The 13,228-nt window shown below is 42.7% G+C and carries 9 protein-coding genes; 2 read left to right on the top strand and 7 right to left on the bottom strand.

The features are described from left to right. Positions 1–129: 129 nt before the first annotated feature. Positions 130–2,484: a bifunctional 2',3'-cyclic-nucleotide 2'-phosphodiesterase/3'-nucleotidase gene (locus N693_RS0116570; protein ID WP_025785949.1), complete on the bottom strand. Its 2,355-nt coding sequence runs from the start codon at positions 2,482–2,484 to the stop codon at positions 130–132. Between the two features lie 165 nt (positions 2,485–2,649). Continuing rightward, positions 2,650–5,013 (bottom strand): bifunctional 2',3'-cyclic-nucleotide 2'-phosphodiesterase/3'-nucleotidase, encoded by a 2,364-nt coding sequence (locus tag N693_RS0116565; RefSeq protein WP_156028954.1) that lies wholly within the window; start codon positions 5,011–5,013, stop codon positions 2,650–2,652. A gap of 203 nt (positions 5,014–5,216) precedes the next feature. On the opposite strand from N693_RS0116565, the gene N693_RS0116560 reads away from it, so the two are divergent. Then, the gene (locus N693_RS0116560) at positions 5,217–6,266 is read left to right on the top strand and encodes an acyl-CoA dehydrogenase family protein (protein ID WP_025785947.1); all 1,050 of its coding nucleotides are present in this window, start codon (positions 5,217–5,219) and stop codon (positions 6,264–6,266) included. Positions 6,267–6,372: 106 nt separating this feature from the next. Next, positions 6,373–6,504 carry a hypothetical protein gene (locus N693_RS20725; RefSeq protein WP_256378145.1) on the top strand — a complete coding sequence of 44 codons (132 nt, stop codon included), beginning with the start codon at positions 6,373–6,375 and terminating at the stop codon, positions 6,502–6,504. 194 nt (positions 6,505–6,698) lie between these two features. Here the strand turns inward: N693_RS20725 and N693_RS0116555 are convergent, their stop codons facing one another. The 5 genes from N693_RS0116555 to N693_RS0116535 all read right to left on the bottom strand — a co-directional run bounded on the left by N693_RS0116555 (position 6,699) and on the right by N693_RS0116535 (position 13,158). Beyond that, positions 6,699–10,289 carry a lamin tail domain-containing protein gene (locus N693_RS0116555; protein WP_025785946.1) on the bottom strand — a complete coding sequence of 1,197 codons (3,591 nt, stop codon included), beginning with the start codon at positions 10,287–10,289 and terminating at the stop codon, positions 6,699–6,701. A 378-nt stretch (positions 10,290–10,667) separates the two neighbouring features. Further along, on the bottom strand, positions 10,668–11,132 hold the full coding sequence (locus tag N693_RS0116550) for an NUDIX hydrolase (RefSeq protein ID WP_025785945.1): 465 nt from the start codon (positions 11,130–11,132) through the stop codon (positions 10,668–10,670). Between the two features lie 54 nt (positions 11,133–11,186). Next, positions 11,187–11,726 (bottom strand): GNAT family N-acetyltransferase, encoded by a 540-nt coding sequence (locus N693_RS0116545; protein ID WP_025785944.1) that lies wholly within the window; start codon positions 11,724–11,726, stop codon positions 11,187–11,189. Between the two features lie 43 nt (positions 11,727–11,769). Beyond that, positions 11,770–12,153 carry a hypothetical protein gene (locus N693_RS0116540; RefSeq protein WP_051508765.1) on the bottom strand — a complete coding sequence of 128 codons (384 nt, stop codon included), beginning with the start codon at positions 12,151–12,153 and terminating at the stop codon, positions 11,770–11,772. Positions 12,154–12,246: 93 nt separating this feature from the next. Next, a complete protein-coding gene (locus N693_RS0116535; RefSeq protein WP_025785942.1) occupies positions 12,247–13,158 on the bottom strand; it encodes an NERD domain-containing protein in 912 nt (303 codons plus the stop codon). Positions 13,159–13,228: the final 70 nt, after the last annotated feature.

Below are 13,228 nucleotides of genomic sequence, written 5' to 3'. Positions count from 1 at the left end.
CAGCGAAAATCAACTTTTCATAGTTAATTCTATTGTAAAAGAAAAAGACTGTAGGCAAGCCCCATGATTTCTGTAGTTTGTCTACAGTCTGAAAAAAGACGCTTGAATGGCGTCTTTTTGTTTTGAAATTTATTTAAGTTCATACTTCGCATAGCCTTCTTTAGTTGGCGTGATGTACTTAATGCGCGTATCATCACCGATGTGTTCTTTTCCTTTTACAGATGTTTCAAAGATCATCTTGGCTCCGTCAACAGGTTGAATTGACCAGTTGTTATCGACAAAGGGCTCAATTTGATCGATTGTTTCGAAATACTCAATAACGGCTTCCCGGTTCTCATCTTGATAGAAGATGATCTCTTTTGCATCCCGTACACCAGGGAAGTTTCCGCTACCGCGGTAGTTATTTGTTACGACCACGAACTCTTGATTGGGATTAATCGGTTGATTCTTATACTGCAAGTTCCGAATGCGGGTCGCGTTTTCATTTACAAGCTTCCCTTCTTTGCTATCATACTTCGCAGGCTGTGTAATATCTATCTCATATGTCAGTCCATCAATTACGTCAAAGTTGTAAGAACGGTGGTTTTCATTCACAATATTTTGCTCTTCCGTCTTTGTCGGATCTACTTGGTTGAGTGCACCTGAAGCCATCTCAAGCCATTCTTTTATGTCCTTACCTGTAAGAACAACAGCCGCGACCGTATTATCATAGACATACAAGTCCGCTAAGTTTTTAATAGACACATCCCCAGCTGGGATATCCGTATAATAATCCGGGCCGTAACGTCCCCCGAACTTTAATGGAGATCCTGCAGATAAAATCGGAAGTTTCTCATACTCAGTTCCTTTGATCTTCTCCTCAACATAGTGTTTCTGTGCTTCCGTTAAGATTTGGATTGATGAATCGTCTCTAATCAGCCCAAAATAACTTGTAAGTGGAGCAGTTGTTTTAGAAACAGGAGTACGAATGTAATCTAATGTTTCTTTATGGACTTCTTTCACTGCATCTACCACTTTTTGATTCACCTTGTCAGAGTCTTTATGAACTTCACGTACTGATCCTTTACCGGAAACAATTATCCACTCGCCATTGTCCATTTTCAATTGATAGTCCAATAATCCAAGGTGACTACCAAAACGGTTTGGCATGACAACTGGAGTACCATTCAGTGTACCTTCTTCTGAGTTCACATTTTTTACATCTGTGAAATCGCCTGGGAAGAGTGCGTGGTTATGACCTGTCAATACACCATCCACACCTTCAAGTGCAGAAATCTGCCACGTGACATCATCTTCTCCTTTGTCGTGAACTTCATCACCTATTCCAGAATGGGCAATAACGAATACGACGTCAGCACCTGCCTTTTGTACTTGTGGCAAGAACTTTTCTACGGTATCAGCCCCATCTTCGACTGTGACTTTCCCTTTTAAATTCGAACCATCCCAACGCAAGATTCCAGGAGCAACTACTCCAATTACGCCCACTTTCAAAGTATGCTTGCCCCCTTTAGAATCCGTCACTTCCTTGTCCAGAATGACGTAAGGTGTAAAGCGGTTTTTACCTGTCGTTTCATCATAAATGTTGGCATTCAGAACTGGGAATTCTGCGCCATCAATAACATTGTCCAAGTAATCCAAACCAAAGTTAAACTCATGATTTCCTAATGACATCACGTCATAATCTAGAGCATTTAATCCCGCAACAGAAGGATGTACTTCCCCTTTTGGGAGCGGCTTTTCCTTCACTTTATAACTACCTAGTGGCGTCCCTTGTATTAAATCTCCGTTATCGAACAGCAACGTATTTTCAACTTCTGCCCGTGCTTCGTCGATAAGAACTCCTGTTTTCGCAAGTCCGTAGTCTTGAATCACTTTGTCTTGATAATAATCATAGTTCATGAGATTCGTATGAATATCCGTCGTACCCATAACACGAAGTGCTACAGTCGCTTCTTCAGGATGTGGCTGACTAACTTGTACCAGTCGATTCACTATTGCTCGCATCTCATTTTTCATGACTGCCTGTTTCGGTTTTGCTGTTCCATCTGAATAGCCCTTCATAAGACCAAGTCCTATGCTTTTCGCCATTTCTGGACGCAATGAAGCACCGAAGTCTCGTTTATCCTTAAAACGATTAAGCAAACTCATCGGATACGTTTTGTCTGTATTCGCTGCACGTGCTGAAATTACAAATGCCTGCTCACGTGTCAATGTTCCATTTGTGTCGAACACCGTAGTAGTCCGCCCATGAACAAGACCTGCTTTCACGGCAGCTTCAACGTAAGGTGCGAGTTGTTTATCCACGTCTTTAAATTTGAGCGTTGAACCGTCACTTAGCGAAAGATTAAGCGCTTTCACAACTTGTTGAATGAATTCTCCTCTTGTGGCTTCGTTTGACTTTGCAGCACTTGCTTTCTGTGGGATCACTAAGCTTCCAACAGTTAACAATACGATAAGAAAACTAACCCCGACTTTTTTAAGCAAATTTCCATCTCCTTTTCAATGTGCAATTTTATCCAATCTAAATATAACGTATTTCTCTAGTACTCCCTGCTAAATTACATAGATTAAGATATAAAGAAACTGTTTCTCTTTATCAGAACATGACTAGAAAAAAGAGACGCAACGAGCACGTCTCTTTTCTAGTTCTTACTTCAATTCATACTTCGCATATCCATCTTTTGTTGGTCCAACGTACTTGATACGGGTATCGTTACCAAGATGTTGTTTACCCTTTTCAGACGTTTCGAAGATCATGTTTGCTCCATCCACTGATTGAATGGACCAGTTGCCGTCTGCAGAAGGGTCGATTGGATCTACTGCTTTCATGTAGTCGACAACCGCTTCACGGTTTTCGTATTGGTAAGAAATCGTATCTGTTGCGTTACGAACTCCCGGGAATTCCCCGCTCGCACGATAGTTGTTAGTTACTACGATAAACTTCTGTTTCGGATCAATCGGCTTTCCGTCAAACATAAGATTTTTCACTCGGTTTGCACCTTCGTTGACGACTTTACCTGCACCGTCATACTTGTTTGGTTGTGTCACGTCATACTCATATGTGACACCATCAATAACATCAAACAGGTAGGAACGGTAATTTTCATTTAACACGTTTTGCTCTCCAGATTTTTTTGGATCGATCTGGTTGAACTGACCACCTGACATTTCAAGCCATTCTTTAACATCGGCTCCTGTCATAACTAGTCCTGTAATTGTGTTATCGAATACATATAGATCTGCCATGTTTTTAATGGCAATGTCACCAGAAGGGATATCTGTGTAGTAATCAGACCCATATCTACCGCCAGCTTTGAACGGTGCACCTACTGACAGAATTGGTAAGTCTGCATACTCTGTACCCGGAATCTGCGTTGCTACATAACGTTTTTGTGCTTCTGTAACAATTTGAATCGATGGATCATCTTTTACAAGCGCGAAATAGCTTGTAATTGGTGCCGTTGTTTTAGAAACCGGTGTGCGGATATACTCAAGTGTTCCTTCGTGAGCTTCCTTGACTGCATCCATGACACCTTGGTTAATTTCTTCTGAATCTTTGTGAACTGAGCGGAGTGAACCTTTTCCGGAAAGAACTTCCCACTTGCCATCTTCTATTTTCAATTCATAATCGAGCAATCCAAGGTGGCTACCGAACTTACCTGGCATCACAACAGGAGTTTCATTCAATGTCCCCTGTTTTTCGTCTGCATTTTTTACGTCTTTAAAGTCTCCAGGGAACAACGCGTGGTTGTGGCCTGTTAGAACTCCGTCAACGCCGTCAATGTTTGAAACCTGCCATGTAATGTCATCTTCGCCTTTTTCGTGTACTTCATCACCAATACCAGAGTGCGCGATGACGAATACAAGATCCGCTCCTGCTTTTTGTACTTCTGGCAAGAACTTTTCTACAGTATCCACACCATCTTCCACAGTTACTTTACCTTCAAGTACTGCGCCATCCCAGCGAAGGATACCTGGTGCAACGACTCCAATAACGCCGACTTTCAATGTATGTTTCTCACCTTTAGAGTCTGTTACTTCTTTATCCATTACAATGTAAGGGTTGTAGCGGTTTTTACCTGTTTTCGCATCGTAAACGTTTGCGTTAATGACAGGGAAACCAGACTCATCGATCACTTGGTCCAGATATTCCAGTCCGTAGTTAAACTCGTGGTTTCCTAGAGACATAACATCATAGTCAAGTGCTTGCATCGCTGCAAATGCGGGGTGTACTTCACCCTTCTCCAACGGATCTACACTCACTTTATATGTACCGAGCGGATTCCCTTGGATTAAATCTCCATTGTCGAACATAAGCGTGTTTTCGGATTCAGCGCGTGCTTCATCCACCAATACACCTACTTTTGTAAGTCCATAGTCTTCTACCTTAGTATCCTGATAATAGTCATAGTTTACGAGGTTCATGTGAAGATCAGTCGTCCCCATTACACGTAGGGATACAGTTGCTTCATCAGTACCAGGGTACTCCTGACTTATTTTTACTAAACGATTAACGATTGCACGCATCTCATTTTTCATCACTGCCTGTTTCGGTTTTGCTGTGTGGTCTGAATAGCCTTTCATAAGACCTAAACCGATGCTTTTCGCCATTTCTGGACGCAACGAAGCACCGAAGTCACGCTTGTCCTTAAAACGGTCAAGGAGGCTCATCGGATAAGTTTTATCTGTTTTTGCGGCACGTGCTGAAATAACAAACGCCTGTTCACGAGTTAGTGAACCATTTGTGTCGAACTTTGTAGCTGAACGACCGTGAACCAGACCTGCTTTCACTGCAGCTTCAACATAAGGAGCTAACTGTTTGTCCACATCTGTAAATTTAAGTGTGGAACCGTCGCCCGTCGGTAAATCAAGTGCTTGTACAACTTTTTGGACAAATTCTCCTCTAGTTGCCTCATTTGACTTAGCAGCGCTTGCTCCTTGGGGTATAATCAAACTACCTAGAGTCAGCAAAACGACAAGAAAACTGAAGCCGATTCTTTTAAGCAAAGACATTAACATCTCCCTCTCACCAAATAGTTTTCGTACTAGTCAAACATACCATATATTTCTCGTAGTTCCAATGTCTTCTGATGTTAAAGTTAAAACTTTGCAAACCTTTACTTTCTTGTCATAGAGGGAGTAGATTAGGGAGCACGACTCACGTATTGATAATTCATCTCACGTTTCACTTTTACTGATTAGAAAGGATGATAGCTATGTTATCTAATGAACTCTCAAAAATTATTCGCAGTGCTTCGACAGAAATCGAGCAGACTGGTACCTTGCCAGACGACTTATTGCAAGTTGCTTATGAAGAACAGTTATTTAAGCTGTTTTTGCCGAAAGAATTAGGTGGTCGGGCGCTATCATTACCTGATGCTGCCCATGTATTTAAAGACGCCTCAATTGAAGATGGATCGTTTGGATGGCTGACGACAATCGGATCTGGAGGTAATTTATTTCTTGAAAATATGACAGAAGCACAAGCGAAAGAACTGTATTTACCACCAAACGCTGTGATTGCAGGTAGTGGATATGCAACTGGCGAAGCACATGCTGTAAAAAACGGCTATCGCGTTTCCGGTAAGTGGCGTTATTGTAGCGGCTCACCGTACGCTTCCATGTTTACAGCGAATACGATCATTTGGCGTGACGGTGAGGAAACAGACGAAATGCGCGCTTGTATTTTCATGCCAGACCAAGTCGAAATCGTGGAAGACTGGTATGCGATAGGACTGAAAGGAACAGGAAGCCACACAATCCGTGTAAAGGATGCATTTATACCACACGATCGAACCTTTTCAGTAGTTGAAACTCAGAACACACTTGGTTTACCTGTTCATTCGTTCCCATTCGTCCAATTTTCACAAGTCTCATTTGCGGCTGTTTGTCTTGGACTGGGTGCCCGTTTTTTGGAAGAAGCACAACAGCTTGCAGAACAAGCCAAGTCACGCTGGGCTGCAGAAAAGATTGCTGGAACAATGCGTTTGCTGGAGGAACAACAGGAGCGTTTTAACCTTGTCGAGCAACTCTTCCATAGTACAGTGGAACGAAGCTGGGAAAAGCATCTGAATGGTTCCCTTGACGACCATGAACTTGATCAACTTTCCGCTGTATGCATGGAGAGTTCAAATATCGCAACTGATTGCGCGGTCAAGTTATTCCGTCGATTGGGTATGCAGGCTGTATTGGAAAATTCTCCTGTAAATCGGGCGTTTCGTGATTTGTGGACCGCAGGGCAACACGGATTTTTGAATCGTTCTTAGGTGATTTTACAAGCAGTCTTTCTTTTGTCGAAAGGCTGCTTTTTTGTGCGTTGAATTGTGTCCCCTTATCGAGAAACTCCGCTAAGTGTCGGAGAAATCGTTCTAAGTGACGGACAAGCTCCGTGATTTGATCGACAATCCAGACCCAGTGTCCGACATTCAACCAGTTCTGTCGGACAACAGAATCACCAGTCTAATTATGGATGGTCCCCTCTCTGAACAAGCGAAGCGCTACTAATTAAACCCTTTTCGCACTTGAATTGTGTCTCGTTATCGAGAATTTTCGCCAAGTGTCGAAGAAATCGTTCTAAGTGTCGGACAAATTCCATAATGTGATTGAGAATCTAGCCCGTATGATCAACAAACACTCTCAACTGTCCGACAACACAAAAGGACGACACCCGTAGGCATCGTCCTCTCCTCAAAATCTACTCAGCTAGCCACATCTTGCCATGGCCATTGAATGCCAGGCTTTGTAAGTTTGCGACCAAAGCGGTCAAAAAACTCAACATTTTCAGCACTTGCCCCATTCACATAGCTAATCTTCAAAACATTCTCAGCTCCAAAGATTCGAAGTGGATTCGTCCCATCCACAACGACATTTCCTTGAACTGTCCACTTCGTATCGACAGTTAAGCCTTTTTCAGTCGGTTTCAAAATGATTTTGTTATTCGCGAAGCCCAGCCCGCTTAAAATCGCATACTGGCCAGTCAGCGTAATCCCATTCGTTACGCGCGAGCGATAATCCATTGTAATGGAAGATCCTTTCGCATCGACCGCTAAACTTGGCTTTTTATAGTTCAATAAGAAGTAATACTTTGTAACTGGAACCTTCTCCCACTCAAATGGATCTTGATCGCTCTTTGTTTTCAGAGCAAGCTGCACTAGGACCGGATCATGGTCACTTGCGCGTCCCGCCATGTCGGTATAATCTGCATTGATATGCAACATATCGATTTCAGAAGCATCTGCTAGATTGTTCGATACGAGTACATGGTCAAGCACTTGAGAATTCCCTTGATAAACGTACGAATAGCGATCCATTTCTTCGACTTTATTCACAAGATTCGTCATTAGTTCACCTTCGTGGATCTTGAGCGCATCTGTAAATTGGAAGTCGTTAAAGTCGCCAAGAGATACAACATTCGCATCAGGATTTTTCGTCTTCACATCATCAATGAAGTTATACACGATTTGCGCAATCTGTTTACGCTGAATTTCACTCTTATACACAGGTGGCTGGACTGCGCCAAACAATGGCGTGTCTCCACCTTTGGAATTCCAGTGGTTTGCAATGACGATGACATCTTCACCTTGGAAGGTAAACTCTGCTGCAAGAGGCTTTCGACTACTATTGAACGCTGCATTTGTCGGATCAATCCTTCCTGGATTCACCGTCAAACCACCATTCTCATATCCAACTGCCGTCACTGCATCCCCGTGAGGTGCCCCTGTTTTCATTGAAACTCGCTCAGGATTATACAAGAATCCTACACGGATATTGGCATTCGGCTGCCCGCCATCTTGGTTATTCACCGGATCGATGTTGACATACTCATACTTCACTCCGCCTGCATCTACAATTGCTTGAATCAGACGTTCGTAACTTTGATTGGCTTCGGATCCGCCCGCATCAGGACCATTATTGTCTTGAACTTCAGTAACGCCAACAATATCTGGACTTTGCATGTCCACAGCGAAAGCACGCGCTAGCTTCTTCGCTTTATCGGCAGAAGTCGTTTTCATATTGTTTGAGAAGTTCTCTAAGTTGTACGATGCTATTGTTAATTTCTCTTTGTCTTTCACAATCGTTGTCGTTTCAGGAACCGCTTTGCCCTTCACAAACTTCGCCTGCATGTCTTCCAATCCCACATAAATCTTATAGTTTTGGAATGAGTATCCGACCACTCCGACGATTGGACCTTTAAACTGGTCACCTGTTGCTACTTCAAAATCACGTGCAGCGCCATTCGGCTCCAATCGAAATTGGACCAAATCTGCATTCGGAGCGTCTTTCTTCAATAGCACGCCTCCGTTTTTCGTCTCTGTTTTACGAGATTCTAAAACTGTTGCCAAATCACCATGCTGTTGGGGACCAACTGCTTTCACGTTGCCTACTTCAACGAGCATCGCTTCACGACTCTCCCAGAAATCGCCTGCATATTTAGCCGGATCAAATTCTTTTAAACCTGCGCTAAGAATTTGTTCTTTTGGTAAATTCGATTCATCGATAACAAATGGTGTAGGAAGTTCAACATTACTGTCCACAACCGTTACAACACCACCACGATCTTCACGAACATTGATTTGCGTCGTTTTCAAGTCCGTTTGCTGACGATCGGAGTAACCGTCAATCGCATACTCACTCACTTGTCCGCTGACAGAAACTAGATCACCTTTCTTCAAGTTCCATGCATCACGTCCACTGTACAAGACAACCGCTTCTGAAGTGTTCAAATTGCCATCACGTTTATTATCTGGTGTTTGAATGTGATAATACGTTGATCCTTGCAGTTCGTATTTATACGTGACAATCCCTTGCACACCATCAACGACTTGTCCTGCAAATGGTGACTCATGACCTGCCCCTTGAATGTCATGGATTTGCAGCGCATCTGTAATTGTATAGTCAAAAGTTTGAACAGCACTCACACGTCCATCGTCTGTTTTTGCAACTGCTTTCAACTGAACGTCATCGGTGATCTTCAACGGGGTTGCATACGTTGAGCCGTTCTCAATCGGATCTGTGCCATCTAGTGTGTATAAAATTTCTGCATCGACGGTTCCAGATGTCAACGTCACGTCCACACTTTCAACAAATGTTCCGCTTCCTGGATTAGCAACAACTGGCTGGACCACTGTGGAGTCTGCAATAACATCTGTAGGACCACGTGGAATCACCTGATAGACATCGTCAAATTGCTGAACAATCCCTGTAATCGAGTCATACGTCATACCTGCTTGCAATCCAAGGCTGTCTTTTTCATCTCTAACCGTAAATTCAGTACCATCTGTGGCAATGAAGTTTGCCCATCCTGGACCTGATTCTTTTCCGGAAAGCGTCACATTATTCACTGTGACAAGTTGTGATTCAACGTCTTCACCGATTGCTGCCCCTGTTACTGTTTTTGCAGTCGGCTCTGTTCCCTCAACTTTTTCAAGAACTGCAGCTTCGTCCAATTGTAATAATCCTCGATAGTCAACAATCTTCCCAGTCACAGTCACTTCATCCCCAACATTTACGGCTAAACTCGTTGGACGAACAGCGATGCCACCAGTTTCATCTTGAATCGAAATTGTATTTTTTAGTTTTGCAGCGACAATCCCTTTCACTGTCGCTTTTTCTCCAGCCGGCAATGCACGTGCGTCTTTAATGGACACAACATCTCCAGGTACTTCAGGCTCTTCGGGATCCGTTGAACCTGATCCATCCAATTCATGGGAACCTAAATTTGAAAACGTATCTTTCGGATAAACCGTCCACTCTTTTGTCCGATCAAACGTATCGTCAATGACACCATCACCTTTTGTAACGTCCGCATTTAGAACGAGTGTTACATCCGTACCCCAATTATCTCGAGCACCGACTTGTCCAAATGAGTCGATCGCAGTGTTCCCTTTTTTCAACACGATGGCATCATCGCCATTGAAATTTGTCACACTGCCGATTTCCATATCGGCCTTGGCCTTGAGATCGGCTGAAGCTTGGTTATGCACAATGACATACGTTTTTCCATCTTCAAGTGTACCCGTCAGTTCTAGTTTGTTCGTCGGTGTAACCGCTCCATTTGCATAGAGCTCAATAGAATAGCCGCTCAAGTCAAGTGCAGCACCTGTCCCGTTGAACAGTTCAATCGCCTTATTGAACCCAGACCCTTCCACATACTCAGAAATCAGTAAATCGGATGCTTTTACAGCCGGTGATTCTACTGCATACACTGGAACAGCTGGTGCGACCAATCCCGCCACAAGCGTTGTTGCCATCAATGAGTTCAACCATTTCTTCCCCGTTCGACCGTGCATTGCCTCACACTCCTCGTTGGAATGAATTCGTTCAATAGATAAACTATCTATTGTAAGAATCCTAGTTTCAATTCAAGAGTACCACTCCCATGGAATAGCGACTATGCGTCTTTATGGGAATATTCATGGTTTTCCAGTATGTCATACGCTCTATATTTCTGATTATTTAAAATGGGTATTCAGTCACAAAAAAACAGTCTCGTAGTAAGAGACTGTTTGGAATGAGTTATGAAACGATTTTCGGATACTTGATGGTTCCACCATCCTCAATAATCCACATCTGTTCACTTCATCAGTTCACGAGGAACATACTACTCCCATTTTATTAAATTGCCTTGAATTACAAAGTTAAAGGAAGTTTCATTCAACAACATATAGTCAGCGTATAACTGGTAACTGTGCCCCATTAGCCCAGTCTAAGATAAAAGATTGCTGTCTCAAGTTTAGATTATCAGGTAAGTTACTTGAAGCAAAGAAACGATGCTCCCTGCTTTCCTCTCCTTTTTGAAGCAATTCCCCGGAAATTGAATGTGCAGTGAAAATCACCTGGACACTATAGACATGATCTCCATTACTGTATTCGACATAGCAATCTTCACCCGAATATATACCAAACAACTCCAGCCGTTCGACAGATAATCCAGTTTCTTCAAGCGCTTCACGTTTCGCAGTTTCTTCAAACGTTTCTCCCAGCTCCATAACTCCCCCTGGAATACACCAGCTGTCTTCATCAGTTCGATGCTGCAATAAGAGCTGGTCATTCTGAACAATCATCACTCCGCATCCGACAGTAAAGAGTGTTTCATGACCAATCAACTTGCGCATATTTTGTATGTAATTCAATGATACTCCTCCTTAGAAGACTGCTATGACTTCTTGATAATCTTGCTGACGACATCATTGAATGTCTACAACATACTCCATCAGCCAGCAATCCCTATATTCCCCTTCGTGCCACTCGTGTTCAGGAAGCAATTTCACTTTTTGAAAACCACACTTTTCATAGCAACGAATCGCCCGTTCATTCCACGTTTGAGGATCCAACACAATACGACTTGCTTGTTTTTCTATAATTATCCTCTCAATCGTTAAGTTAACAAGATCAGTTCCGATTCCTTTGTCCCAGTACTCAGGCTCGCCAATAAACTGATCCATACCAAAAATGACATCCTGCGAATCACTATACTCATAGATTTTCCTTTCGTCCTCCCCAATCGGGTAATACTGAATGTAACCAATCGGGGTATCCTCGCGAATGACAATATATCTCGTTTCCTCCAGATTTCCATCAAAGAAGGACGCCTCCACTTTGAACAGAGTAAATGGGTTATCACGCCCTTCATAAAATTGAAGAACTTGTGGATCCGTCAGCCATTTCAATAGTCTATATTTGTCTTCTTCTATTAATTTGCGAAGCTCAATTGAATGTGTTTTCATCACGTTCCTTCTTTCCTATATAATGACGCTTTAAAACGTAAACCTAGCCCTCTGCTAGCAGCAAATACTTCCGCAATTCACCATCCACTTCGACGAGTATATACAATCCACCTTCATTCGTTGAATAAATCATAGAACCAATAGGCAACTTTGTAGCCGTTCCATTTTGAAAGTCTTTCGGGTTTTGGGCATTATTAACGATTTCACCAAGTAGTTCATTCTTAGTGAGCTCCAACTCTTGGACCCACTCCACGTCTGCCTGGTAGACAGAACCGTCCCATTGAAAGATGTCTGCGTCCGGTTCTTGTCTTAACACCTCGTCTGCGTCTGGAGGTTTGCTAGAGGATTCAGTGATCGTACCTGATCGCGAGGTACAGCTCGTCAAAACTAGCACACTAAGTACGATTCCAACTACAAGAAGTCTCATCGTCATCTCTCCCTTTGTGTAAGTAGACTCGGATAAACAATAAATGTTACAGATACTATGATTGAAAATCTAAAGCAGAAGAACTCTCCTCGATCATGCTTTAGTTTTCAACGTATAACGACACTTAGGATAAGCACTACAGCCCGTGAATTCTCCAAACTTCCCCTTGCGCTGAACGAGTTCACTCGCACAACGAGGACAGTTGCCAACCGATTCTATTGGTTTCGTCACATCCACTCGTTTTTTTAACTCTACCTGATTTAGTTCTTTGCTAGCGTTCTTCTGCTGTTTTGACTTTGTATTTACCGATTGTCTTGGCTTCTGTTCCTTCTGTTTGCTTTTTACAGAATGGAGATGTTCCTTCTTCACTTTCCGTTTTTCTTGTTTCTCTGTAATCAACAACTTTTCAAGCGACTGGTTCATGTGACTGAGTTCTATTTCCGTAAACACGGTTTCGTGATAGTTTTTAATGACACGATTCAGCTCATTGACATGAATAACATATGCAGTTTCAAATGGCTCCTTAAACTTGAAAGTTGCATCACTTGAAAACGAAATTATCGAATGCACGTCCAATTCTTCCTTATGTAAATAACCTTTGAGTGACTGGATATGTCCGTAGTTTTGCCAAATCGGATTGTACAAACGTTCCTTGCGCTTGTAAATCACTTGCGTCCAATTTTTCTGTCGTTCACTTCCGTATATCCAACCGCTGTAATGCTTCGTCTCAATGACAAACACTCCGTAAGGCGATAGCACGATATGATCGACTTGTGTGTATCCGCCCTCCCCATTCGGTACATATACGTCTGCAAAAATATGATATTCAGCACCAAGCTTCGTAAGTTTTCGATTCACCATCCACTCACCTATCGCCCCTCGGATAGCAGGACGTTTGATCCGATACACTCCACGCAAAAGCAGAAGACCAATTAACACATAAAATAGCGGTGACTTGGTATACATCCATACACCAGTTAAAATTCCTTCAAAAAACCCAGACATAATAAGCCCCTCTTTCTATTGCCTAAACGATTTTGTTCACGACTCTAGTTATTGTGATATTTTTCCATTA

The organism is Sporosarcina sp. D27 (assembly GCF_000586555.1).
Classification (GTDB): Bacteria; Bacillota; Bacilli; order Bacillales_A; family Planococcaceae; genus Sporosarcina.
The sequence above is the reverse complement of the archived record's forward strand: the minus strand, read 5'-3'. Positions and strand labels throughout refer to the sequence as shown.